13 protein-coding genes are annotated in these 25610 nt (G+C 62.7%); 7 read left to right on the top strand and 6 right to left on the bottom strand.

Annotated elements, in window-relative coordinates; genetic code table 11:
• The first annotated feature begins 81 nt into the window (after nucleotides 1-81).
• The 6 genes from ACZ5WW_RS00725 to ACZ5WW_RS00750 all read left to right on the top strand — a co-directional run bounded on the left by ACZ5WW_RS00725 (nucleotide 82) and on the right by ACZ5WW_RS00750 (nucleotide 10947).
• On the top strand, nucleotides 82-1689 hold the full coding sequence (locus ACZ5WW_RS00725) for a hypothetical protein (protein WP_377170426.1): 1608 nt from the start codon (nucleotides 82-84) through the stop codon (nucleotides 1687-1689).
• A gap of 357 nt (nucleotides 1690-2046) precedes the next feature.
• Complete coding sequence (locus tag ACZ5WW_RS00730; RefSeq protein ID WP_377170424.1) at nucleotides 2047-2850, top strand: hypothetical protein; 804 nt, start codon at nucleotides 2047-2049, stop codon at nucleotides 2848-2850.
• Between the two features lie 217 nt (nucleotides 2851-3067).
• Nucleotides 3068-3397, top strand: a complete 330-nt coding sequence (locus ACZ5WW_RS00735) for a co-chaperone GroES family protein (RefSeq protein ID WP_377170422.1) — start codon at nucleotides 3068-3070, stop codon at nucleotides 3395-3397.
• A complete protein-coding gene (locus ACZ5WW_RS00740; protein ID WP_377170420.1) occupies nucleotides 3394-4323 on the top strand; it encodes a hypothetical protein in 930 nt (309 codons plus the stop codon). Before ACZ5WW_RS00735 ends, ACZ5WW_RS00740 begins: the two co-directional genes overlap by 4 nt.
• Before the next feature lie 823 nt (nucleotides 4324-5146).
• Nucleotides 5147-6535, top strand: a complete 1389-nt coding sequence (locus ACZ5WW_RS00745) for a toll/interleukin-1 receptor domain-containing protein (protein ID WP_377170418.1) — start codon at nucleotides 5147-5149, stop codon at nucleotides 6533-6535.
• Nucleotides 6532-10947: a DUF2610 domain-containing protein gene (locus tag ACZ5WW_RS00750; protein ID WP_377170416.1), complete on the top strand. Its 4416-nt coding sequence runs from the start codon at nucleotides 6532-6534 to the stop codon at nucleotides 10945-10947. The genes ACZ5WW_RS00745 and ACZ5WW_RS00750 overlap by 4 nt, the downstream gene beginning before the upstream one ends.
• A gap of 1615 nt (nucleotides 10948-12562) precedes the next feature.
• On the opposite strand, the gene ACZ5WW_RS00755 is transcribed toward ACZ5WW_RS00750, so the two are convergent.
• Together ACZ5WW_RS00755 and ACZ5WW_RS00760 are read right to left on the bottom strand one after the other, a co-directional pair.
• Entirely contained in the window at nucleotides 12563-14248 is a 1686-nt protein-coding gene (locus ACZ5WW_RS00755) for a hypothetical protein (protein WP_377170414.1), read from the bottom strand.
• A gap of 166 nt (nucleotides 14249-14414) precedes the next feature.
• Nucleotides 14415-16763: a hypothetical protein gene (locus ACZ5WW_RS00760; protein WP_377170412.1), complete on the bottom strand. Its 2349-nt coding sequence runs from the start codon at nucleotides 16761-16763 to the stop codon at nucleotides 14415-14417.
• A gap of 187 nt (nucleotides 16764-16950) precedes the next feature.
• Here ACZ5WW_RS00760 and ACZ5WW_RS00765 point away from each other — a divergent pair, with 187 nt between their 5' ends.
• Nucleotides 16951-18315, top strand: a complete 1365-nt coding sequence (locus ACZ5WW_RS00765) for a DUF1501 domain-containing protein (protein ID WP_377170410.1) — start codon at nucleotides 16951-16953, stop codon at nucleotides 18313-18315.
• 489 nt (nucleotides 18316-18804) lie between these two features.
• Here ACZ5WW_RS00765 and ACZ5WW_RS00770 read toward each other — a convergent pair whose 3' ends face one another.
• The 4 genes from ACZ5WW_RS00770 to ACZ5WW_RS00785 all read right to left on the bottom strand — a co-directional run bounded on the left by ACZ5WW_RS00770 (nucleotide 18805) and on the right by ACZ5WW_RS00785 (nucleotide 25574).
• Nucleotides 18805-23046, bottom strand: coding sequence for a hypothetical protein (locus tag ACZ5WW_RS00770; protein ID WP_377170408.1), 4242 nt, complete (start codon nucleotides 23044-23046; stop codon nucleotides 18805-18807).
• Nucleotides 23047-23112: 66 nt separating this feature from the next.
• Nucleotides 23113-24309 carry an SGNH/GDSL hydrolase family protein gene (locus ACZ5WW_RS00775; RefSeq protein ID WP_377170406.1) on the bottom strand — a complete coding sequence of 399 codons (1197 nt, stop codon included), beginning with the start codon at nucleotides 24307-24309 and terminating at the stop codon, nucleotides 23113-23115.
• Between the two features lie 535 nt (nucleotides 24310-24844).
• Nucleotides 24845-25303, bottom strand: a complete 459-nt coding sequence (locus ACZ5WW_RS00780) for a hypothetical protein (RefSeq protein WP_377170404.1) — start codon at nucleotides 25301-25303, stop codon at nucleotides 24845-24847.
• Nucleotides 25281-25574: a hypothetical protein gene (locus tag ACZ5WW_RS00785; protein ID WP_377170402.1), complete on the bottom strand. Its 294-nt coding sequence runs from the start codon at nucleotides 25572-25574 to the stop codon at nucleotides 25281-25283. The genes ACZ5WW_RS00780 and ACZ5WW_RS00785 overlap by 23 nt, the downstream gene beginning before the upstream one ends.
• Between the last annotated feature and the right edge of the window lie 36 nt (nucleotides 25575-25610).

A 25610-nucleotide genomic window follows, 5' to 3' on the forward strand; every position in this document is an offset into this window, starting at 1 on the left:
TACAGCAAGGCGCACGGGGCGCGCACACGCCCGCCCCCGCACCGAAACACACCCACACTCAGCCAGAAAGACACACATACCATGAGCGAATATCACGCCGAATCCGTCGTCTCCACACTCGCCGCCGCCGTCGCGGCAGATCCCTCCGTCGTCGCAAAGGTCTACTCCCAGCAGCTGCGCAAAGGCGCGCGCTCGGTGGACGACTTTGCCATGTTTGAGGGCGCGGAGGGCTCCGGAAAGCCCTTCATCGTCCGCAAGGACATCGCCTCCGCGCATGCGGGGGACGAGGTCAAATTCACCGTCATGAGCCAGCCGCGCGGCCCCGGTGCGCGTGGCGAGCAGCCCCTGCGCGGCAATGAGTCCAGCGTGGACTTCAAGACCTTTGGCTGCGTGGTGGACTTCTGGCGCGACGCCTTCAAGTTCACCAAAAAGCAGCTCAAGTTCATGGCCGGGGGCGGCGGGGTGAAGTCCGCCGTGCTCCTCGCCCTGCGTGAAAAGCTCGGCCGCCGCCGCATGAACGACATGAAGATGGCGCTCAAGCTCCAGGGCGTGGGCAACACCATCTACCCCAATGCGCGCAAGACCTTTGCCAGCCTCAATGCGCTGGACACCCTGACGCCCTCCGGCATCACCAATGCCATCCCGCAGTGGCGCCGTCTCGGCGGCCGCAGCATCGTCGTCACCAGCAGGCACGGCAGCCCCGTTTACAAGCCCATGGTGTACATCCCGGACGCCGCCATCGCCAGCATCAAAAACTCCAGCAGCTACGAGCAGGCCGCCATGCACGGCGGCGCGCGCAGCAATGAGGAAAACCCGCTCTTCTCCGGCAAGCTGCTGGACTGGAACGGCGTGGGCCTCTTTGAGCACGCCTCCGTGGACCCGGAGAATGACCAGTGCGCCGACCCCCTGGCCCCGCGCGCCATCCTGGGCATGGGCTTTGGTGTGGACTCCCCCGCGGCCGACTGCGTGCTCCGCAGCGACTCGACGGCCACCCCCGCCAAGACCGACCTCAAAACGCCCTACATGGCGTGGATGGGCGGCTACGCCTACGAGTGGTATGAGGGCCAGTCCCACAGCACCGCCACCACCGCGCCCGGAGGCGTCGCGTGGACGGCGTTTTACAGCAGCATCACCAGCGCCACGTATTACGCGTGGGTGCTCAATCCCGACGGCTCCGTCGGCTTTGTGAGCTGGGTGGGCTCGGACAACAACGGCAACCAGATCAAGCTCACGCACATCCTGAACCCCGACAACACCGCCGACGCCTCCGGCCTCGGAGTCGCCACCCTGGGCAACCTCGTCGCCACCGGAGACAACTGGGGGCTCAACACCGCCGGCACCGACTACGCGCGCCTGCCGGGCGGTGCGGGCTCTGGCTCAAACTGCTCCCCCGACTTCGTCTGGACCTCGCAGTTTGACGCCGGAGCCTACATCATCCCCTGCAATGCCAACGGCGCCGTGGACATGTGCAGCCTCATCCTCGGCCAGGACACCGCCGTGCGCGCCTACGTGGGGGACGACCTCCTCGTCGGCGACAAGGACGACTACTCCTTCGTCGATGGCGGCGGCTACGAGACCATCTTTGGCCAGGCCCCGTGCATCCGCACGGACGGCAAGACCAGCGGCTACTCCCTGCTGCGCCACGCCGGCCAGCACCCCGGCCTGGAGGTCCCCACCCTGAGCGCATAACCCCGCAAACCACGGCCCGCGCGCTGCCCTGAATCCGGGGCGCCGCGCGGGCCACCCACCACCCGCAGAAACACCCGCGGCAGCAGCCTGCCACATGCTGCCATAAAGAGAGAGACACCCAGCAAAGCATCCCATAGCCCCCCCTCGCCTGTCCCGGAGCACGCAGCCGCCGCCGGGGCAGGGGAGGGGGGGAGGGGCAGAAAAAAAGGACCCGGCGCAGGCAGAGAGGAAACGAAAGCTATCATCAAATACCCAAAGATACCAGACACCCGCGCCCCGTCCCCGTTTTCACCCCTCCCCACCACACCGCACCACACCGCACCCGCCACAGCAGCCCTGTTCACTTTTTTCCACGCCATGAAGCCCGCCACCCAGACCTGCCCCTCGCTCGCCATCGTCCAAAAGCTCCCCGCACGCGTGGACTCCGCGCTGCTGTGCAGGCACCGCCGTGCGGATGAGCCGCTCGTGGTGGTCAAGCTCGTCGGCGTGGGAAACGCCGCCCCGTATGACTTTCACGACAAAGGCACGCGCTCCTACATCTTCCGCCATGAGTCGCAGCAGGAGGGGCACATCCTGCGCGTGCCGCTGCACCTCTGGCAGGCCGGCGGCGGCCGCCTCGCGCACGAGCTCATGGACCAGCGCCGCCTCCCGCACGCCATCGTCGTGCTGCTGGAGCCCGCCCCTCCCGCCACCGCCGCGGCGCAGACCCCTCCCCGCCAGACGGGCGCAACGGACACGAGCACACACACCCGAAACGTGGTTGGGCCGGGTGCAGAGCCGACCGTTGCGCCCACCCCGGGCGGCACCTGCGGCGCTCCTGGAGAGAGCGCCCCGCCTGCGGCAGGCGCTGCCACGCAGCAGCCCGGGACTCAACCCCGCGAAGCTGGCGCAGCCTGTCCCCAGGCCGCCGACGTCAAAGCCCCGGAAGCCGTTTCATCCACCGCATCGGTCGCAGCCACCAGCGTGCAGGCGCTGCCGCCCTCGCTCATCGTCGGCACGCCCCTGCATGCGGCGGCGTATGCTCTGGCAGAGCCGCCCAAGCGCCTCAAGGCCCTGGCCGCGCTGCTGGGCGTGGCGGAGCAGGCGCTGCGCCAGGCCCTGACGCACGCAGACTCACGCGTGGAGCTGGCCGGCGGCGGCTGGGTGCGGCGCACGGCGTGAATGACGCGCACCCTGAAATGACGAACAGCCCAAACCCCATGACCTCCATGTCCCATACGACCTGCACGACCGATGAGCCCCTGGCTCACCAGCGCCTTGCCGCTGCGGACTGCGGAGCCCGGGAGACGAGCACGGTCCGCTGAAAACACTGCGCTGACATTTTGACCACAAATACCACAAACCACCATAACAAAGCCCAAACCAGCACACACTCCCCATGAGCCCACCCGGAATCCACCCCCTCGGCAGCCACCTTCTCCTCGATGTCACCCCGCAGGAGCGCACCACCGCCGCCGGTCTCGTCCTCCCCACCGCCGTGCAGGGCGCCAGCACCCGCATGGAGGCCGTCATCGTCGCACGCGGCCCCGGCTGCACGCACCCCGCGCTCGGCTGCGGCACCGCCGTCTATGTCAGCCGTTACACCAGCGGCGAGCTCCAGCGCAGCGGCCGCACCTACCGCCTCGCGCAGGAGGCAGACATCATCGCCACCCTCGACACCCCCGGCCACAGCCCGGCCGCCACCCCCAGCCCCCCCACACAGCCATGACTGTACGCGAAACCATCGCCGCCATGCTCAGCTACCTGCGCACCGAGCAGCGCGCCATCCCCTACGCCGGCGGCCCCGACTTTGAAGACCCGCTGCCAGACGCGCTCGCCGCGTGCAATGCCGCCCTGCAGCAGATGGCCGCGCTCGGCCCCCTGTTTGCCGCCAAGCAGCAGCGCAGCGCCTACTTTCGCGCCCCCGCGCCCGTCGCCGTCAGCGGCCTCAGCCACGGCGCGTACAGCGTCACCGGCAGCTTTCCCGCGTGGGCCGCCGGCTGCTGGGTGGACCTCCCCGGAGACCCCGCCATGAACCGCATCCTCACCCTCAGCGGCAGCACCGCCACGCTGCAGTTTCCCCACCTCTCCAGCACCACCAGCGGCACCGCCACCGTGCATGTGGACACCGTCGAGCTCGACCCCGACATCATCACCGTGCTCGAGCCCGTGCGCTTTCGCGGCAGCCGCCGCAGCCTTGCCGCCGCCAGCAGCCGCGAAGAACTCGCCGGCAGCAGTTGCGGAGAGCCCCGCTACTTCATCGAGTCCGCCATCACCCGCGACACCGTGCGCCTCCGCATGATGATCTCCGGCTACGTCAGCACCGACACCGTGCTGGAGTTTCAGGCCCGCACCGCCCCGCGCACCCTCACGCGGGCCGATGTGTACAATGACGACCCCGCTCACACCGACCCCGGCGTGGCGCTCCCCGTGCCCGCCAATTTTGTCGAGTCCATCTTCCTCCCCCTCGCGCTCGACGCCTTTTTTGCCAAGCCCACCATCACCAACTACGACATCCCCAGCCTGCGCAACCAGGACGCCCCCGCCCTCATCCGCCAGCAGGCGCAGACCGCCCTCGTCCTGCTCGAGCGCATGCGCCCCCAGGGCCGCAAACCCACGGGACTCTGGCCCGCATGGTCGGCGGGTAGGTATTAGGTAATGTTGTAAAACACCAGATAAATACACGATGCGATAAAAACGGGTCTGAAGGTGGAGGCACGATCCGACGGAGGGGGATCATCTTGATCCCCCCACCTGCAGCGTGTTCGTGGATGTGCGAGGGCGCTGGAGGATGAGGGAGCTCGGCTTTGCGAAGGCACGAGAATGCAGGGCGATGCGGGAGCCTGTGGGATCGGGACGATCCCACTCCGCCTGAGGCTTCGCCGCAGAAACGGAGGGGGATCATCTTGATCCCCCCACCTGCAACGTGTTCGTGGATCTGCGAGGGCGCTGGAGGATGAGGGAGCTCGGCTTTGCGAAGGCACGAGAATGCAGGGCGATGCGGGAGCGTGTGGGATCGGGACGATCCCACTCCGCCGGAGGCTTCGCCGCAGAAACGGAGGGGGATCATCTTGATCCCCCCACCTGCAGCGTGTTCGTGGATCTGCGAGGGCGCTGGAGGATGAGGGAGGCTCGGCTTTGCGAAGGCACGAGAATGCAGGGCGATGCGGGAGCCTGTGGGATCGGGACGATCCCACTCCGCCGGAGCGCTGGCTGGCCGCATGGAATGCTGGCTTTCACCCATGAGACCCGTTTTCAGCTGTGCGTGGTATCAAGCACACGTCTGGCACGCAATGCGGCTCGGCCGGGCATTTCAGGTGCAGGATTCCCGTGGAAGAGCCTAAGAAAAGATCAAAACGACTTGGACGTGAAATAATTTAGGATATAGGGATTCGGCCTGCCCAGGCTCCCTGCGGGCCCGGGCAGCGGATGTGTTTCATGCTTTCATCAGCCTCTGCCCCCCCCCCTCACGCATACAATGAGTTTAAATTTGGATGAATTGTTCTGGGAAGACCTGCTCGCTTTTATTGAGGAGGGGAAAGTCATCCCCGTCATCGGTCAGGGGATCGTGACGTTTGGGCCGGAGGACGAGCCTTTCTACCCGTGGCTGGCAGAACGGCTGGCGGAGAAACTCTCCATCCCGCAGTCAGAGCTGGACCAGCCGCCGAGCCTGAACCGTGTGGCCACGGCTTTTCACCTGCGGGGCAAGGACCAGCCGAATCTGCTCTACACGCGCTTGTTCAACATCTTGAAAAAAGAGTGCCCTGAGCCGGGCCCCCTGCTGCGCTCGCTGGCGCAGATCGATGCCTTCAAGCTCTTTCTGAGCACTGCGGTGGACCCGCTGCTGGAGAATGCCCTGAACCTGGAGCGCTACGGCGGTGAGCCGTGCACGGAGGCGGTGTCCTACAGCGAGGGGCTGGACCGGAAGGACATGCCGGCACGCATGCGCGACCTCAACGGCGCGCTGGTGTACCACCTGTTTGGCAAGGCCTCGCCGCAGCCGGAGTTTGTACTGTGGGAGGCGGACATGCTGGAGACGGTGATCGACCTGCACGACCAGTTCAAGCGCACGGGGACGGTGGACAATCTCTCGCGCGACCTCAAGGCGCACGGCCTGCTGCTGCTGGGGCTGAGCTTTTCAGACTGGCTTGTGCGGCTCTTTCTGCGCATCACGCAGCAGGAAAAGCTCTCGCTGCGGGTGCACCCCGCCTACCTGGCCGACAGCCCGGACAAGATGCTGCCGAGCGACATGGTGATGTTTTTCGGGGCGGTGACGCGCAGTGTGCACGTGGTGCGCTGCTGCCCGAAGGAGTTCACCCGGGAGCTTTCGCGCCGGTGGCTTTTGGAGCACCCCCGGGATGCCAGCCAGCCGCCGGCAGCGCTGAAGCCCATCCCCCAGGAGATGCCGAAGGGGGCGGTGTTTGTGAGCTATGCCCGGGAGGACGAGGACGCGGTGAGGCGCCTGATCGGCGGCCTGCAGGAGGCGGGCTGCACCGTGTGGTATGACCGCGAGCGCCTGAAGCCGGGGGCCTACTGGCCGAGCGAGCTGGAGGACGAGGTGAAGAACCGCTGCGGGCTGTTTGTCTCCGTGGTCTCCCGCACGACGGAGAGCAGCCCGGAGGGCTACTACCACCGCGAGCGCAACTGGGCGGCGGAGCGCTACGACGGCTTTTCCCAGGGGCATGCGGCGGATGAGTTTTACATCCCGGTGGTGATCGACGAGTCGCCGCTGGCCACGCAGAACGAGCCGCGGGTGTTTGCCAGGGTGCAGTGCACGCGCCTGAAAAACGGCGCCGCGACCGATGAATTTGCCCGCCATGTCTTTGCGCTGCAGCAGAAGCGCCAGCAACACCTCGCCGCCTCATGAACCCCACGCCCGCAAGCTCTGAAGTGACCCCGGACTCCCCGTGGCTCGGACTACGCTCCTACGGTGAGGGGGATGCCGCGCATTTCTTTGGCCGTGAAAAGGAGCTGGCAGACCTGCGGGAGCGGGTGCTGCACAAGCCGCTGACCATCCTCTTTGGCCAGTCCGGCTGGGGCAAGACCTCGCTGCTGCAGGCGGGCCTGGTGCCGCAGCTGCGCAAGGACGGCTTTCTGCCCGTGATCATACGCCTGGTGCACGATGAGGGCGCGGGCTCGCTGGAGGCGCAGGTCATCGGCGCCCTGGCCAAGGCCCTGCACGCCGCCGGCTGCACAAAGGCCGCAGCAGACGTCTCCGCCACGCTGGCGCAGGGCGGCACGGCCAGCCTGTGGCTGCTGCTGCACGACCCCGTCTTTGGCCTCACGGGCGCGGACGGCGGCGTCCCGCAGCCGGTGTTCATCTTTGACCAGTTTGAGGAAATGTTCACCCTGGGGGACAAGCCGGAGCGCCGGGCGGCCACGCTGGCCTTCCGCGATGTGCTGGCCTCGCTGGTGGAAAACCGCCCAAACGCGGCGGTGCGCCAGATCATCGCCCAGGACGAGGAGCTGGCGGACAGGGTCCACTACCAGGCGCGCAGCTACCGCGTGCTGATGGCGCTGCGCTACGATTTCCTGCACCTGCTGGAGCGCTGGCGCAAGCAGATGCCCTCCCTGATGGACAACCGCATGGAGCTGCGCCTGCTGGCCGGACCGCAGGCGTTTGAGGCCGTGGTCAGGCCCGGCCAGAAGCGGCCGGGCCAGCCGCCCATCATCCCGGACGAGGTGGGCCGCGCCATCGTGCGCTTTGTGGCCGGGGTGGCGCCGGATGTGCCGCTGGGAGAGATCGACGCCGTGCCGCCGCTGCTCTCGCTCATCTGCTCGGAGCTGAACTCGCAGCGCCAGGCGCTGGGGCTGGAGCAGATCAGCCAGTCGCAGTTTGAGGGCAGCGGGGCGGAGATCCTGAACAGCTTTTACGAGCGCAGCTTTGACCCCGCCACGTACGGGGCCGCACTGGAGGCGGTGCCGCTGGGCGGCGCCACGCTGCAGGCGCTGCGCCGGCTCATCGAGGACCGCCTGCTGTCCGCCGAGGGCTTCCGCGAAAGCATCGCCTTTGACACGATGCTGTGGGAGCTCTCCGGCAAGGCGGACGCGGACACGGCGAAGAAGGTGCTGGCCCTGCTGGTGGAGCGCCGGCTGCTCTCCGTGGACGAGCGCGGCGGCGTGCAGCGCCTGGAGCTGACGCACGACGTGCTCACCCGCGTGGCCCGCGCCAGCCGCGAGGCACGCAAGGAAAAGGAGGCGCTGGAAAAGGCGCGGCTGGACCAGGAGCACGCGGAGGCGGAAAAGCAGAAGGCGCTGGCGGAAAAAAACCGCCTGCGAAAGTTTGCCCTGGCCGCCGCGGCCTGCGCCATCGCCGCCATCATCGCCGCAGTGTTTGGGTGGGTGGGCATGCAGCGCGCCCGCGAGGCCGCCGCAGAGGCCCGCCGCCAGGAGGCGGAGGCCAACACCCAGCGCGAACAGGCACGCCGCCAGGAGGAGGTGGCACGCAGGCAGGAGGCGGAGGCCAAACGCCAGCAGGCGGAGGCGAATGCCGGCTTTGATGCCGCGCGGGATGCCACGGACAAGATGGTGGCCAAGCTGGCGGGAGAAGATTTTGCCTTTGTCCCCGGGATACAGCCCTTCCGTGAAGAGTCGGCACGGAAGGCCATTGAGCTGTATCAGTACCTGGCCTCGCGGCGTCCGGATGATCAGTCCATCCAGATCGGCCTGCTGAGAATGGAGGCCGCGCGCGCGAACATTCTCAGCCAGATTGGTACCGTGGAGGAGGCCAAGACGGCGTACGAAACGCTGGTGCCCAGGCTTCGGAAGGCGCAAAGCCTGTACTCTTCACCCGACTTCAGCGTCCTCCTGGCAAACACCTTCATCGATTATGATGTTTTCATCGACGACAATGGATTTCCCGATGATGAGTCTCTTTTGAAGGATGCGCTGAAGGCCATCGAACCGCTGGCGACTGAAAAGCACGACCCCAGAGCCGGATTGGTGCTGGTTCGAGCTTACAACATCGTAGGCCTCCACACCTCGGTTCGTGAGGAAAAGATGAAGTACTACACGCGTGCACGTGACTGGGGCAAAGAGTTTCTCAGCAAACGAGAACCCGATGCCGCGCTGCTGGACCGCTTTTCTGCCGCCACACACAATCTGGGGCGGCAGCTCCAAATCAGCGAATCTCTGGAGGATCAAAAGAAAGGCCTCGAACTCATGACGCAGGCCGATGAACTCCAAAAAAAGGCGCTCGCTCTACAGCCGGACTCTCCACGACTTCTCAGCAATGCGGCGATTGGGTTGCAACAGAGAGCCGAACTCCAGGCCAAACTGGGCAACTTTGACGAGGCAGGAAAGCTGTATGAACAGGCCACCGCCACCTATCGCCTCACAGCCTCGGCCAATCCACGGGTCACCCTATACCGCGCCTGGCTGGCGGATGGGCTTAAAAATCATGGCGTCTTTCTCAGCCGAAGACAGGACTATGTGAAAGCGAAGCAACTGTACTCCGAGGGCATCTCGCTGCTCGAAGAGCTGGTAAAACTGCGTGAAGACCGTCCGTTGTATGGGCAGTGGCTGCTCAGCCTTCTAAACCAGCTTGCGGACTTTGAGCAAGGCGGCAAAGGCACAGGAGCGGCCGCAAAAAACACTGCCAACCCAGCATTGGCCCACCAGATTCGCGAGCGTGGGATCATGGCCGGAAAAAAGTTTGTGGAAAAATACCCTCAGCACATGGGACTGCGGGATGAACTGGGCCTCCTGCTTTCCAAACAAGCAAATTTTGAACCGATAAGAGATGACAAAGCCAAAGCCGCCCCCCTGTTGAAGGAAGCTATTGGCGTGTTAAAACAGGGCTTTGCAGCATCGCCAAAACTAGTTACCGATTACTATGTATCTAACATCATACAATGGACAGTCACCCATGACGATGCGCTAATTGAACTGGCCAAGACGGAGAAAAATCCCGCACCTCTTGTTGAGACGCGCATCGCCTACCTGGATGGGGCACTGTCATATGTCGCGCATTGCAACAGCACGAATTCAAAACAAACGCTGCTGGATTTGGCACAACGGCGAGCGAACCTTTATCTCGATGAGAACAAGCCTGACAAGGCGATGGAGCTCCAGTTGCGGATGGTCGAGCTGTGTGAAAAATCATATCTGGAGAAACCCTACCTTTACTACCTTCGCCAATCCTTCGCCAACCTGCTCAGGAGCATGGCGAGGTCCTATCAGCAGCTGGGAAATCGGGAGGCCGAGCTGCGCCTGTGGCAGCGATGGCTGAAGGAACTGGCCATTCCTCATTACGGATTCAAGGAGCCAGAACTGCTCGATCCTGCTTTGGAACCTACTGATGAAAATCTGGCCAAATTGCGCTCGGCAAAAGACAGGCTGCCCAAATTAAAGATGTTTATCATCCCCTGCGAGGTGAATGGCGTCATGATTCCTGTTCAGTTTTACATCAACAATGCGGTTCCAGAAAAGGACGCCGACCCCATTGCTGACCAGGCACGGTGGATTAAAGAAGAAAGAGGTGTGGAGGTTCCGGCCGATGTGCGTGACTCTCTTCGCAAGCTGGCTGCCATCGCCCATGAAAACAATGTGGGGTTTGCAGACCTGTGCACTTATGCGCTGAACTATCCCACAGATAACAAGGACAAGAAGGATGAAAAACCATCCGGCACTGGCACAAAAAAGGCCACTCAACCACGTATGATCGAACCCAAGGGGGATGAAAAACCATCAGCTTCTGTCACAAAAAAGGCAGCTTCGCCAATAATCCTCAAAGCTAAGAAGAAAGCAGGACCACCCGCTGTTGCCGGAGAAAAGGCCGCATCTGACCTCCCTAAATTGCCGGACTCCCTTTCATTCGACGCCGAAATGGCCAGGCTCAAAGCAGCACGCGCTGAGCTGGCGAAAGCTCCTTCAGACGCGCTGAGGTTCGAGCTGGCCAGCCAGCTGGGTAACAGCGCGTTTGAGGCTGTGTTTCAGAAGAGGTACAAGGATGCGGTGGCCTGGAGCCGGGAGGCTCTGGACCTGATCGCTGCCTGCAAAGCTGACCACGATCCCAAGAGGCGCGCAGACATGGTCTTCATCTATGGCAACCTGGCCCATGCGCTGCTTTTCCAGGGCCAATACGAGGAGGCGATCAAGATGTACAAGGACCACTGGGATGCTCCGATGCTCGGACGCATTTTCAAAGATGGGGTGGCCGAGGACTTTGCCATGCTGGAGAAGGCGGGCATCGGCAGGGAGGAAATGGCGAGGGCGCGGAAGGATCTGGGGCTGCCCGCGGCGGCGGCTCCCGCCCCTGCGAAGGGCTCGCCGCAGTAGGCCATGACTGCGGCCTGCGTGCACCGCTCCGCCGCACCCACTGCCTCCGCATGATGTGCCCCTGAAAAGGGCGGCCTGCACGCACCACGCTCTGGCGTTTCTGCATGGGTGCCGGGCGCTGCCGCCACTGTTTATACCATGCACAGCTGAAAACGGGTCTCAGGGGTGAAAGCCAGCATTCCATGCGGCCAGCCAGCGCACCGGAGGAGTGGGATCGTCCCGATCCCACACGCTCACGCATCGCCCAGCGCCCTCGCAGATCCACGAACACGCTGCAGGTGGGGGGATCAAGATGATCCCCCTCCGTCGCTGCGGCGAAGGCTCTGGCGGAGTGGGATCGTCCCGATCCCACACGTTCCCGCATCGCCCTGCGCTCTCGCACATCCACGAACACGCTGCAGGTGGGGGGATCAAGATGATCCCCCTCCGTCTCTGCGGCGAAGGCTCCGGCGGAGTGGGATCGTCCCGATCCCACACGTTCCCGCATCGCCCAGCGCCCTCGCAGATCCACGAACACGCTGCAGGTGGGGGGATCAAGATGATCCCCCTCCGTCGCTGCGGCGAAGCCTCCGGCGGAGTGGGATCGTCCCGATCCCACACGCTCACGCATCGCCCAACGCCCTCGCAGATCCACGAACACGCCGCAGGTGGGGGGATCAAGATGATCCCCCTCCGTCTCTGCGGCGAAGCCTCTGGCGGAGAGGGATCGTCCCGATCCCACACGCTCCCGCATCGCCCTGCGCCTTCGCACATCCGCGAACACGCTGCAGGTGGGGGGATCAAGATGATCCCCCTCCGTCTCTGCGGCGAAGCCTCAGGCGGAGTGGGATCGTCCCGATCCCACACGTTCCCGCATCGCCCTGCGCTCTCGCACATCCACGAACACGCTGCAGGTGGGGGGATCAAGATGATCCCCCTCCGTCGCTGCGGCGAAGCCTCCGGCGGAGTGGGATCGTCCCGATCCCATACGTTCCCGTAGTGCCCTGCGCCCTCGCACATCCGCGAACACGCCGCAGGTGCGGGGATCAAGATGATCCCCCTCCGTCGCTGCGGCGAAGCCTCCGGAGGAGTGGGATCGTCCCGATCCCACACGCTCCCGCATCGCCCTGCGCCTTCGCACATCCACGAACACGCCGCAGGTGGGGGGATCAAGATGATCCCCCTCCGTCTCTGCGGCGAAGCCTCTGGCGGAGAGGGATCGTCCCGATCCCACACGCTCCCGCATCGCCCTGCGCCTTCGCAGATCCACGAACACGCCGCAGGTGGGGGGATCAAGATGATCCCCCTCCGTCGCTGCGGCGAAGCCTCCGGCGGAGTGGGATCGTCCCGATCCCACACGTTCCCGCATCGCACAGCGCTCTCGCAGATCCACAAACACGCTGCAGGTGGGGGGATCAAGATGATCCCCCTCCGTCGCTGCGGCGAAGGCTCCGGCGGAGTGGGATCGTCCCGATCCCACACGTTCCCGCATCGCACAGCGCTCTCGCAGATCCACGAACACGCTGCAGGTGGGGGGATCAAGATGATCCCCCTCCGTCGGATCGTGCCTCCACCTTCAGACCCGTTTTCATCGCATCGTGGTATTACTTCAGCGCAGGCACAGCCCTATCCCTCATCAATGCGAGATCCCCTTCGCGGCGGCGTACCAGCCCACGAGTTCGTCGAGCAGGAGCTCCTCCGTGCGGCGGACGAAGCGGCGCACGGAGGCCTCGGTGCGCAGGTGGGGCAGCAGGTCGCGTGCGCCCCGGAGGCGCTCCTGCATCTCCGGGTACACCTGCGCGCGGCGTTTCATGTCGGTGACGGTCTGCAGCGAGGCCAGCACCCCGGCCGCCAGGGGCAGCGCGATGGGCAGCAGCGTGAAGAGCAGGCTGCTCAGAAAGGTGCTCTCCGGCGCCTCGCTCAGCAGGGAGACCTCCCATTTGCGAAACAGCGCCAGCGCCGCAAACACCACCGCCAGCGTGGCCGTGGCCGGGGCGGCGTAATGCGCCAGCGGGTGCCACCAGTGCTTGTGGTGCGGGTCTTTCCTGTCGAAATGCTCCAGCTGGTTTTGGATGCGTTTTTCCAGATACACTGCGCGGGATTTTTCAAACTTCTGCTCAGGGGTGTCTCCGGGCCCGCCCGGCTGTGACCTGGGGTCACGCCACACCGTGAGCCCCACCGAGAGGCAAAAGCGCCGCCACGCCGGCAGCACCTCGCGGCACACGGGAAAGAGCGGGTCCAGCAGCCGCCCGGCGTCCACCAGCCCGCGCACCAGCTCCGTGGCCAGCCGCAGCTCCAGCCAGCGCGCCTGCGCACGCTTCCAGCGCGACCACAGCATGAGGGTGATGGCCGCGCTCACCAGCGCCAGCTCGATGGCGGCGAGAAACGGCGGCAGCCACTTCACCTGATGCGACTGCATGCCTGCCGAGATGGCGGCGGTCAGAGACGCCGTGAAATGCAGCGCGCTGCTGCACAGCAGGCCCCGGCGCAGCTTTGCCGCCCAGTCGATGGCCTGGTAGTCGGTGAAGTCCATGAGGCTCTGCACAGAGTCCAGCGTCAGCTCCGGCCGCTTCTCCGCCTCGGCGGCGCGCTGCAGCGCACGCAGCTCCTGCAGCCCCGCATCCTGCACGTCGGCAAAGCCCTCCGTGCTGCCGCTCACCACTCCCGTATGCAGGTGGATCACCCGCACCGGCTTGGGCAGCCACGCCATTCCCTGGGCAAAGAGCCCCTGCTTCACGTGGGGCAGCACCTCGCTGCCGGCCACCTGCATCACATCCCGGGTGCCGCCGCGTCCGGGAGCGAGCGTGCCGTTCTTCGCAGCCAGATGCAGCGCCTCCGCCTCCGCGCCATCCCACACGGCGAGCAGCGCGTCCGAGGCATGCGCGATCTCCAGGCCCAGGTCGTAGTAGCACTCGTTTCGCAGGTGGGAGCCTCCTGCCACGCGAAAGGTCGCCCCTCTGCTGCCGGCATCGGCCTGCTGGATGAAATGCCGCGCCGCCTGCAGGTCACCACTCAGGTCCGCGCCTTCGAAATCCTGCTCATAGAGGCTCTGCGGCATCGGCAGGATCACATGCACCGCCATGCCCAGAGACTCCGCCTCCTGCGCCGCGATGATGTCCGCCCCGGCCGCCACGCCGCACAGCAGCTCCGCGCGCCCGCCCTGCTGCTGCGCCAGCGTCTTGAGCTGCAGCAGCTCCGCCCGCACCTGCGGCCGTATCTTTTCCAGGTCCGCCCGTGTGCGGCCCCGCGCCGGGTCTGGCCGGTGCCCGGTAAAGCCGATGATCCAGACTGGGTCGATGATGGAACGTGGAGAGGACGTCATGGCACTCTGCGCGCTAGTAGGGGGGCTGGCACGGATGGTCAAGCATGGAAAAACATCGCCTCAAAGCACGGCCCCGCCTCTGGGCCGCCGCAGAAGCCCGGGCTGCCTGCCGAAAGCATGGGCGCTTGGGTTTGGGGGGCAGCTCCATCAAGTGCCAAACGTCACGTTACCTCACCACCTCGATCTCCCTCACCGCCTCCGGCCTGTGCGGCTTTGGCCTGGGGTCGTGCCAGCGCTCACGCGGGGCGGGGGACTTCGCATGGAGCCAGTGGCCCAGGCGCAGGCGCAGCGCGGTCAGGGAGGCGTGCGTCTCGGGGGGAAAGGCGGCCTTGCCGGCGTCGTCCTCGTTTTTCTTCACCGTGACGGCGCGCATACCAGGTTCTGCCAGGAGGGCGGCGGCCACGCCCTCGCGGGACTCGCCGGAGAGCGCGGTGTAGAGGGTGAGGTACTCCACCAGCTGCTGCCCGGCGCGGAAAGTTTTGAGCCGCAGGCTGGGCAGCGGGCCGGCGGGCGTGGGGTAAAAGAGCGCCAGGTCATCCGGCTTTTGCAGCGCATCCGCCTTGCCGATGGTCTGCCACGGCACCACGCCATCCGCACCCAGCGCCCAGGCCTCCACGCACCACGCGGCATTGCTGACGCTGGGAGTGCCGAGCGCGTTGGAGGTGCCGTACATGTAAACGAGATTGCCAAAGCGCCGCGCGCGCTCGCGCACGGAGGCGCCGTAGGTGCGCAGCGCGCCGCTGACGATCTCCGCATTCACCACGCCATCCAGCAGATCGCGCTGCCACTGCGGGCGCGAGATGTCCGCACGGTGCGCCAGGTGCAGGCCGGGCTGTGCGCCTGCGCCTTTCCAAAACTCCAGGCCAAAGCGGCGCAGCGCCCAGAAGTCCTGCGTGTTGGAGGGCTCGTCAAAGATCCACGGCGCAGAGCAGCGGTCCCACCGGGGCGTTTTAAAGGAGACTTTGTTGTTCAGGTAAAACTCAAACATCGGCTCGGTCCAGCCTTTGTCACGCAGGTGCCGGGCGATGCGTGCCGCAGCCTCGCGAAACTGCTGCCAGTAGGCCTCGTCATACGCGGTCTCGATCCAGTAGCCGCCTTTGAAATACGGCTCCTGCTCCATGGGCCAGTTCTCATTGAGCATGAGGTAAAAGGCCTCGATGGGCACGCCGCTGCGGGGCAGGCCGGTGAAGGCGCTGCCGTCAAACAGCGGGCCGTAGGCCGCATCCCACGCAGTCCAGTCCCACTGGCCGTCGGGCTTGATCACGGGGCCGGCATCGATCCTGCCCGTCCAGTGGTAGGGCAGCACATTCAGCGTGGTGCGGTGCTCATGTGCCAGGCGGTAAAAGGCGCGCTCATTTCCGGGCAGGCTGTACGCATTCATCTGCGGGATGAAGGAGAGCCGGTCTGGCAGCGTGAAATCCCACACGGTGAGCGTGCATGGCAGCGACTGCGTGCCCACGGTGAGCTGGCCCGCGATGCGGCCGGGGCGTGCGTCCTTGGGCACGTGGATCTCGATGCAGGTGGGCCCGCTGGAGGCGCCGGGCACGAGGGGGTCGTAATGCTGCGCCACCTGCGGCATGGCGTAGGTCTGCACCTTCACCTGCGGCAGCGTGAGGCTGGCGCCGGCGGCGACGGTGAAGTGGATCGTTTCGCCCTTGGCGGCGAAGAAGTCGAGCGCGGGGAGGGGCTCGCCAAACTCATCGCGGCAGTCCACCGGCAGCCTGGCGGTGGCTGGCAGCGGGATGGCGGGCGGCAGCGTGGCGGGCTTGGCTGGAGCAGGTTGGGTATCTTGGGGTAGCGCAGCGGCGGGCGGTCCGTCCTCCAGCCAGAGGGTGAAGTAGGGGCGCGTGCTTTTTTTGTCGTCCTTGCTGGAGACGTAGCGGTTCAGGAAGGGGCGGTAGGTGAACTTGTCCCCCTCGCGCAGGTACTCGCTGCCCACGTCATCCATCACGGCAAAGCCGAAGCTGCGGCCCTCGATGCGCGCCTGCACGACGGCGGGGTCCACGGGTATGACCTGCCAGCCGCTGGCATCGCGTGGTGTGGGGTCCGCAAAGCCCCAGAGGGAGCCGCCGGAGCCGTTGATGACGGCGGTGATGTCCGGCTGGTCGCCGCCCCAGCGCTGCTCCCCCGTGCGCGCCCAGGTGAAGGAGCTGGCGCCGGGTATTTTCTGGTAGCCGGTGCCTGTGCCTTCGGTCCACTCCTCGGCGATGGTGGAGACCGTCATGCGCTGCAGTGCTTCCACACCCTCGCCATGCAGATGGAGCTGGGCTTTGACGACGCGCCTGCCCTTGAGCGCGCTGGCGTCGATGTCCATGAGCGCGAGCTCCTGCACCCCTTTGAACTTCATCTTGGGAGAGGCACCGTTGCTGCCCTCCACCTCCGTGGGGTAGGATGAGACCCAGGTGTCGCGCGCGATCTCGACGCGCAGAGGCTCTGCGGCGGGGGCGGCTGTGAAAGCGAGCGCCAGGGCGAGCGCGAGGCGCAGGGGAGAGCGGCGTGTGGGTGGGGAGGGCATGGCGGATGCTGGATGCTGGATGGCGCGAGGAATGATTTTGGAAAAACAGGGGATCGGGCAGGGAGTTATCAAAGGTGAGGTGTTTTGTTGCTGGAGTGGCTGGCCTGCTGGGAAAGAGAAATCCAGGCGGCGGCGTATCTCTGCACACTCCCGGCGCCTCAGGCATCCGGCAACCCGCTTCTCCCGCATGCTCAAAATCCTTGCTCCCGCTGATCACGCCAGTCCGCTCTGTGATGGGGTGTCGCGGCGGAACTTCCTCAAAATCGGCGGACTCGGATCGATCGGCCTCTCATTGCCGAAGCTGCTCGCGCTGGAGTCGCAGGCGGGCATTGGCAGCTCGCACAAGTCGGTCATTCTCATCTACCTGGTGGGCGGGCCGCCGCATCAGGACATGTTTGACCTCAAGCCAGACGCGCCGCGCGAGATCGCCGGGCCGCACAAGCCCATCGGCACCAACGTGCCGGGCATTGAGATCTGCGAGCTCTTCCCGCGCATGGCGAAGATGATGGACAAGTTCACCGTCATCCGCTCGCTGGTGGGTGCGCAGGCGGGGCATGACGCGGCGCAGTGCTACACCGGGCATGTGCCCACCGGCGTGGCTCCGCCGGGAGGATGGCCGCAGTTTGGCAGCGTCGTGGGCAGGCTCCAGGGCGCGGTGGACCCGGCGGTGCCGCCGTTTGTCAGCATGTGCTACGACTGCACGCACGGCCCCTACAATGAGCCCGGGCCCGGCATGCTGGGCTCTGCGCACAGTGCTTTTCGGCACACGGGGCCGAGCCGCGGAGATCTGACGCTGCAAGGGATCACCTATGACCGGCTGGCGGACCGCGCGCGGCTGCTTTCCAGCATCGACCGCTTTCGCCGGGACGTGGACAACAGCGGCCGCATGGAGGGCATGGACGCCTTCACCCAGCAGGCCATGGGCGTGCTGACTTCATCGAAGCTGGCGGATGCGCTCGACCTCTCCAAGGAGGACCCGCGCATCGTGGCACGTTATGGTATGGGAGACACGGTCAAGCGCATCGATGAAAACGGCGCGCCGCGCGTGCCGCAGAGCTTCCTCACCGCACGCCGTCTGGTGGAGGCCGGCGCGCGCGTGGTCACGGTGAACTACAGCAAGTGGGACTGGCACGGCGGCCCGGGCAATGACATTTTCTCCCGCGAGCGCGAGGACTTTCCCATCTTTGACCAGGGCATCACCGCGCTCATCGAAGACCTGCACCAGCGCGGCATGGACAAGGACTGCACCGTGCTCGTGTGGGGAGAGTTTGGCCGCACGCCCATCATCAGCAAGCAGGTGGGGCGCGACCACTGGCCGCGCGTGGCCATGGCGCTGCTGGCCGGCGGCGGCATGCCAAACGGCCAGGTCATCGGCTCCACGGACCGCCTGGGCGGCGAGGCCGACAGCCGCCCCGTGACCTTCCCCGAAGTCTTTGCCACGCTGTACCGGAACCTCGGCATCGACGTGAACACCGCGACCGTGACCGACAACAAAGGGCGTCCGCACTACCTCGTGGAAAACGGCGCGCAGCCCATCCGTGAGCTGATCTGAGGCATCAGCCCTGGGAGCGCCGACATTCTGTCGGCTCTGGGCGAACGTCCCTGCTGCCTCGCCCCACCCAGAGCGCGACGCCGCAGCCCGTCCTGGGAGCGCCGAAAACATCGGCGACAACCGCGACGTGGCCGGCTATGGCCGCGCTAAGAACATCCTCATCAGGCACAACCGCTTTGATCACTGCGATGCCCGCAGGGCGGACTTCAATCGAAAACGAGCCAGAGGCTGACTGCGGGAGGCTGGGTGGTTTATGGATGGATCAGGACGAAGGCGAAAGCGGAATCGAGGTGAAAGCGGTGGCTCACCTGCCGCAGGAGGCGGGTGGGTTCAAATGATTGACGAAGGGAGGGCAGGGGGCAGGGGGCAGGGGGCAGGGCATCTACTTGTCCACGAGTTATTCTTACTTCAAAAGATGATGAAGGAGCTTAACCGAGAGGCTTTTTATGTCTGCTGAAAACATTGATTTTTGTAGAATCGAAATTACAATCAAGCCCAATTAATCGGTTCAGGGTTTGCAAAATCTAGCCAAGTTCCACCACTTCTAAATGTTGGCCCCTTTTTCAGATCCCAGACATATACCGCCCAATATTCACGCTGTGGAAGTTTTTGTTCATGACTAGAAAATGAGTGCTTCCAGCTATAGAGTCTCCAGACCAACGTCAAGCCACCGTTGCTAAGTGCATTTTGGAGCAAAGTGGAATCTGCAACACAGACGCTATTTCGCTTATCACGCATACATTTAGCGCCGACATCGCCAGATTTGAGAGTTGCGAAATCCAATTCATTCTTTGTCCATTTGAGATCGAGTAATTGCCCAATCTGCGGCGAGGGAATAAAGCCTGAATGAGAGCGGTCGTTAGTATCTCGAGCATCGTGCGTCATGGCAGAGAAGTATGCCCCGTCGATTTGTGCGTAGGTAGAAGCACAGATTGAATCGTATTCTTGTGGGGAACGTGGATAAGCTCTCAGCCATTCTCGTTCTTTTGGTGAACTCGGTGGTTTGGGAACCATGTCGCCACCCAAGCATCTCGGTTTCATTCGATTGACAAAATTTGACAGTTGTTTGATAGGCACTATATAGGAAGTGCACCACCAAGACTGCTGCAGCCAAGGTGTGTCATAGTCTTCGGAGTTGATCCAGCAAGGCCGGGGTTCATGCCATTGCCAATAACCAGCGAGGGTGGTCCATGATTTGCCGCCGTCAGATAATATCATCATTGGCTTTGGTTCTGCTGTGGCTTTGGCAGCTAGAAGCTGTTTTCTGATTGTTGGCTCCAATCTCATTGGAGCAGGATGAGGTAGTGGATTCCACCATGTGGGGCCTTTTTTCGTAAAGGGCCGTTCCTCTCGATAATCGCTGGGATTTGTATTTGCTTGGATTGGATCTAGCAAGTCGGGGAGTCTCAGGTCGCGTATTGGCGGTTCTTGTTCAATGCCTTCATTCGAAAGGCAATGGTGATAGTGGTCCGAAACATAGGCTAGAAATTCATGAAGGGCTATCCACTGATATTTCTTTCCAAGACGTTCGACTTCTGGACGATCTCGATTTGGGCTACCTGTGGAATTGTCTGGTCCGACGCTATTCAATCCGAGTTCAATCACACGTTGAAGAATATATCGCCGTGCCTCTCGATCAGGGAAAAGATAAGCAGTATCTTGATAATCCTTAGCTCTAGGTTCAGATCGGAGCCGCCCTTGGAATCCGCTCAAGGCCGAGTCCATTACGTAGCGTCCCCAGTCGCCATAGTTGCCCATGCTCTCAGTACGTGATGAGTTAACAACTCGAGACAGCGCTTGGTATTCGGTTCCGTTCTGACTCATCCGCTCGATTTCCTCCTCTCTCTCGATAGTAATAATCTCCGGCCATTTAGAGCAATAAACAGGTCGAAAACTCGCTGGTTTTACTTCTGCAGGAAGACAGCACTGCGTGGCAGCCTCTTCCAAGACAATCCTGGCGTAATGCCTGATGATAATGTGAGGACGTGTTTCCGCCCCTTTGAAGACAGTGTTAAAGACAGCCTGCGAAAGGGCATGGAGCGATGACTTGCATTTTTCGCTGTTCACTGCACTGCCTGCGGCACCAAACATGACCGCCTCCAAGACCTGCGAATCGTTAACGTCTTTGAACTTCGTGACGAGATCTGCTGCATCACTCATGCGATTGGTTAGCAAGCGGGCTAGCGCGCGCTCTGCACGGTGGCGATAAGCCACTACAGTTGTGGAACATAACCAAGCTAACGCGATTGCTACTAATACTGTTTGTGTCTGTCCCACATCATATAAAGCGGCGTTCTCCGCCAGTTTTATGAGGGTGACCGCGACACCCGTATTTGCGTGGCGCTGCAGGTCACTGTTCACATTTCTCGTCCATGTCATATCCCTTTCGGCAAGCGGCAGATGTACAAGGTGTTCGTGAAGGAAAATGCTGTTCCAAGGGTGTTGTGGCAAGTGAGCAAGTGCCAAGATCGATAATTGGCCTAGCCTCCGAGCTTCAATAAGATTCTGATGTATGGCACAAGTGCGATCCGAGACGCTTGCCTTGTCTCGCCACTTGATGCTTTCAAGGAAAGCATCGTCCACAAAACGGTCTGTGCATGGTTTAATGCCCGCGACATCATGCAATTCCTTGTGCGCCTCAATAGACAGTCTTGACGCCAATAGTCCAAGAAGCCCTCGATTCTTCATGCGCCAGTCATTATCGCTAAGATGTGGAATCAAGATATTATGAGGCGCAATATCTACTGGAAGTAGCCGTAGAGTGAGCAGGTAGTCCCAAATTCTTTCGTAGCCGAAACGAACAAAAATTTGATCGCCCAGTTCGTCCACCTGACGATTCTCGATTAGGATCCCTTCCGAGCAAAGACCTCGATAGAGTGATTTGTGTTCAAGCGTCTCGCTATGAAATTCAAGAAGAATACGACGTGCCGAGCTTTCACGCAATGGCGAGTGTCTGTTGTCGTTCATCGCGTCCGCCAAAGTTCGAAGACTGTCGGTGACGATCGAACCGGAACACCCGATTCTATCTTGAATATTCTTAGCCTTGCGCGCGATGAACGCCCGTAGCAACTGGGGTAGGCTATGAATGCCTGAGGGGACTTCTGCGTCCTCGAAGGTCTCACAGAACGTCTTGAGAAAAAGAGGGTTTTGCATCTCGCCGATCAGCGATAGCATATTAACTCCGCGCACCCGATATGCCCGAAAATAGAGCATAGTTGCATCAAACACAGATTCTTGAAATCCGTAATGTTCCAGATCGTTCCATCCTGTTGCTTCACGGTTTAGAATAGACTTTGGTACAACCAGATCAGCAAAGTCTGAGCGGCAACTCACGATCAACTTTAACCTCGGATATCGCCGCATCGCAGCGGCAAAGCCTTCCAGGTGGTTCAACCAAATCTCGCGGTGCGCAGTCTCGTTCAGAGCATCAATGCAGATCAGACCTGCGGGAGTCTGACCGCCCGCCTGCGTGGATGAAGTGTCTGCCATTGCTGAAAAACAGTCCAGAAAGTCGTCCCGACTCCCATTAAATCCGATCAATTGCAATAACTGATGCCATGGGTTTTCAAGAGAAGTGAAAGCGCGCCCCTCCAAAAACAAGACTCGTCCGCCCGCCTCCTGATATTCGACAACGATCTGCGCAATTGTATGGGTTTTTCCCGATCCAGGCCCACCCAAAAACAGCAGGAACTGAGCGTCGGGCAGCATGCGCCAATCTTGAAACATGTGGGCCCAGCCTCCGACTCCATGGTACTCGCCAAGGTCAGCACGACACTTCTCTCTTATTGATTTGGCGATATCTTTTGGATCTGCAATTTCAGGTGCGTTCGTGCCCCGCAGATGATCTTGATACGCTGTTTGGAGATCATATGCCGCACTGTCCAGCATATTACCAGAGGCTGTCAATTCTCGCACTGAGGATGGCCAACGACAACCATCGCCCAAGAGAGAAAGTAGCCTCGTTCGCTCAGCTTCGAACTTGAGTTTTTGCGGGGTCAGAACTGTTGGCAGATAATCTTGCTTTGGCCACTTGCCCCCCAACGCATCAGAAAGTGAGGCGCGACTCGATCTGATAAACTCCTGCCACGCCGATTCTGATCGAAGAAAATAGTGCACTGACGATTCTGTGAAGGTAGGGGTGTGAAGTTCTGGCATGAATCGTTCATGAAGTCCTTCGATCACTGCTTGATTGTGTTGAATGCAGCTATCAACCGTCAGATCTTTATAGCCAAACCAGTACAATAAAAAGCCTCTGTTTACCGACTTTAAAAGTGCCGCTTCGAGTCGTGAATAATCCCAATGCTCAAAAGACGGGGGCGATGCGTAGCCTAACGCAATTGCCTTGAGTTGCCATTCTGCGTGATGCTTTTCCCATTGATTCTGCTGGCTTTGAGTGAACGTACGCGGCGTACAAACGATATATTTTTGAAGTGAAGCTAATGCAGCATTGCCTTTTAATGCTTGCTCCACTGATTCTGTCATTTGCCGCCACCAATCTCGCCGGAACTGGTCCCCAATGAAATATTTTGCCTGCAAACCGACACTGACTTTGCCGCTTGAATCGCAGATATATCCCTCAACCCCACCGTCGCCGCCGGAGCCCTCTCTTCGTATGGCAAGTCCTTGACCTGAGAACTCTGAAGCAAACAGAAGGAAGCATAGCTCTTCGAAAGCCCACCTTCTGTCTCCAAGGTGTGGCTTGATATTTGCAAAGTCGATAGTGGCGTTCATTTCTCGGTGGCGATCATGTTAAACTAGTTGGAAACGGCAATTTATTAATTGCTGATCCCCCCCGCCTCACCTCCCCCCATTCAATATCCCCAGCACCTGCGGAATAATCTTCGCGGCAAACACGGCATGCCCGCGGTCATTCGGATGCAGGCCGCCCAGCACGCCGTTTTTCACGGCCAAGGATCGGGCCACGCCGGGGCCGAGGTCGATGAGGGCGAGCTTCTTCTCCGCCGGATGCGTCTGCCGATGCGCGGCCACGGCGTGCTTCAGCTCTTTGGCGTAGTACTGGCCGAAGGGGATGAGGAGGATGATCTGGGCCTCCGGCGCGCTGCGGCGGAGGGCGGCGAGGGCTTGGATGATGCTGGCCTGGGTGTCGCTCGGGTTGGACTTGTGGAGGGCGTCGTTGGTGCCGTAATTGATGAGGATGAGGGCGGGCTCGTGGCCGGGCTGGCCGTCGGCGCTGAGGTGGCCCTGGGAGTCGAGCAGGGAGTGGCGGTTGCCGTCGATCTTGTTCCAGCGGCTGGCGGCGTCGTCATACTGGCCGCCGGTGCCGTGGGTGGAGTTCCTGATCACGTAGTAGCCGGGGACATCGCCGGGCGGGTTGTCGCCGGGATTGATCCAGCCGCTCCAGCCGCAGGCGTTGATGCAGTATTCGTAGCCCTGGGTTTGCAGCGCCTGGCCGAGGAGCTGGGAGTACGGTGAGAGCTCGGTGGCGCCGATGCCTTCGGTGATGCTGTCGCCGATGATCATGGCCCACTTCGCCGCGGGTGCGGCGGGCACGGGGCGGCTTTCGGCATCGAGCTGCAGGCCGGTCACGCGCAGCACATTGAGGCCGCTTTTTCCGGGGCTGCCCCAGCGCTCTTTCTGCTGCGAGGACTGCAGCACGACGCAGAGCTCATGCGGCCCGGCGCGCTGGAGATCCTCGATCACGATTTCATTCGCGCAGGGGATCTTGGATTTCCACACGCCATCGATGCAATACGCGATCTGCGGTCCGTTGAAGCCGGGCGGAAAGGTGGAGGTGTCGAGCAGGAGCCTGGCGGTGGGTTTGGCGTTCGTGGTTTCCCAGGTGACGCGGAAGTACGCACCGGCATTCCAGCTCTGGCGGAAGACTTTGCCGCCGCGCCCCGCATCGCCCGTCCAGTTGCCGGGAGAGAAGACGACAGCGGGGGAATCGACGGAGACGGTGACGGGGTTCGCCGCGTGCAGTGCGGCCAGCGGTGAGAGGAGCAGGGCGGCGGCGAGTATGAAATGGTGCTTCATGGTGGTGGGGTGATTACGCAGCGCGGAGGGGTTTGCATGCGGGCTTTGTGTGCGGAAGGCGGGCAAACGCTGGGTGAGGCGTCGCTTTCGCGGGCTGGACGATGGGCTGAGGACGGATAGCGTTCCATACCCCTCGAAAGCGGCAGCTCCGATGCAGGCCTGCGCCGTGCATCTGCGCGACCGCATTGATTCGCTAAGCTCACCCTACGGGCAGCCTGCGGCTGTCTACCTCCGCTGCGCTTCGGTTCCAAAAGCGCCCCGCCAAGCCGCACCGCCCATATGGACTGCGGTCGCGGAGCGAAGAATGAGCGCAGCTACCGCTTTCCCCGTGCTCGGTGACTCCCGCCTACCAGCACACACCCGAAAGCGGCAGCCGGTGACGCCCTCGCCAGCCCCAGCTCCCACGCCCGCCGTGAACCCCTCGAAAGCGGCAGCTCCGATGCAGGCCTGCGCCGTGCATCTGCGCGACCGCAGTCCAAAAAAGACGCTGCCGCGTGGCTTCGTGCGCCCAAGTTCGAAAGCGCACGATGGGGACTTAGAAAAAATCAGGCGCCTTCTCAGACTGGAAGATGTTGAGGCGGGAGTCGCTGGTGAGGACGATGAGGAGGTGGCGGCCTTTGGCGAGATGGATCTTTTCCGTCTGGGTGATGGCGGGGGCTTTGGCGGAGGTGACGGTGGCTTCGAGGAGGAAGTGTTCGCCGGGCGGCGGGAAGTGGAGGGTGGCGGCGCGCGGGGTGGTCGCGTCAGTCTGGAGCAGGCCGGTGAAGACCATCTGATCATCCAGGCTGAGGGACATGAACTGGCCGCGATACTGATGGCCGAAGTAAATGTGCAGGGGCGCGGGCGTGGGCGGTGGCGGCGGCGCGGTGGGGTGCGTCCTGAGCCAGAAGCTGACGAGCGCGTAGCTGATGAAGAGCACCATCCACACCCTGTGCATGCGCGGTGTGGCGGGCGAGGGTGCGGTGGCGGTGTCAATCACGGGGCTGGGATTCATGGTCGCTGGTGTCGGGTGTTTTTTCGAGGCGCGCTGCGTTGCGTGCCAGGCGGATGAGGAGGAGCATGTTGGCGATGAGGACTGCGACGCCGAGGCCCACGGGCAGGGCTTCCTGCTGCCCCAGCAGGGCGAGCACGACGCACGAGAGAAACTGCGACAGCGTGCAGAGCCCGTGCTGCCCGCCTTTGGCCGCGATGTTTCCTGCGATGATCAGCAGCGGGCAGTACACCACGAGGAAGACGATGAAGGCATGCGGGCTGATGCTGCTCATGTGCATGTGTGGCTGCTTCTTTGCGCGGGGGGGGGC

Source organism: Prosthecobacter fluviatilis (genome assembly GCF_055388355.1).

What these genes read in the sequence shown, in the direction of transcription:
- ACZ5WW_RS00785 (WP_377170402.1), bottom strand. Translation starts at nt 25,574, where the DNA reads ATGAGCAGCATCAGCCCGCATGCCTTCATCGTCTTCCTCGTGGTGTAC.
- ACZ5WW_RS00755 (WP_377170414.1), bottom strand. Translation starts at nt 14,248, where the DNA reads ATGACGTCCTCTCCACGTTCCATCATCGACCCAGTCTGGATCATCGGC.
- ACZ5WW_RS00770 (WP_377170408.1), bottom strand. Translation starts at nt 23,046, where the DNA reads ATGAACGCCACTATCGACTTTGCAAATATCAAGCCACACCTTGGAGAC.
- ACZ5WW_RS00745 (WP_377170418.1), top strand. Translation starts at nt 5,147, where the DNA reads ATGAGTTTAAATTTGGATGAATTGTTCTGGGAAGACCTGCTCGCTTTT.
- ACZ5WW_RS00780 (WP_377170404.1), bottom strand. Translation starts at nt 25,303, where the DNA reads ATGAATCCCAGCCCCGTGATTGACACCGCCACCGCACCCTCGCCCGCC.
- ACZ5WW_RS00775 (WP_377170406.1), bottom strand. Translation starts at nt 24,309, where the DNA reads ATGAAGCACCATTTCATACTCGCCGCCGCCCTGCTCCTCTCACCGCTG.
- ACZ5WW_RS00765 (WP_377170410.1), top strand. Translation starts at nt 16,951, where the DNA reads ATGCTCAAAATCCTTGCTCCCGCTGATCACGCCAGTCCGCTCTGTGAT.
- ACZ5WW_RS00735 (WP_377170422.1), top strand. Translation starts at nt 3,068, where the DNA reads ATGAGCCCACCCGGAATCCACCCCCTCGGCAGCCACCTTCTCCTCGAT.
- ACZ5WW_RS00725 (WP_377170426.1), top strand. Translation starts at nt 82, where the DNA reads ATGAGCGAATATCACGCCGAATCCGTCGTCTCCACACTCGCCGCCGCC.
- ACZ5WW_RS00750 (WP_377170416.1), top strand. Translation starts at nt 6,532, where the DNA reads ATGAACCCCACGCCCGCAAGCTCTGAAGTGACCCCGGACTCCCCGTGG.
- ACZ5WW_RS00730 (WP_377170424.1), top strand. Translation starts at nt 2,047, where the DNA reads ATGAAGCCCGCCACCCAGACCTGCCCCTCGCTCGCCATCGTCCAAAAG.
- ACZ5WW_RS00760 (WP_377170412.1), bottom strand. Translation starts at nt 16,763, where the DNA reads ATGCCCTCCCCACCCACACGCCGCTCTCCCCTGCGCCTCGCGCTCGCC.
- ACZ5WW_RS00740 (WP_377170420.1), top strand. Translation starts at nt 3,394, where the DNA reads ATGACTGTACGCGAAACCATCGCCGCCATGCTCAGCTACCTGCGCACC.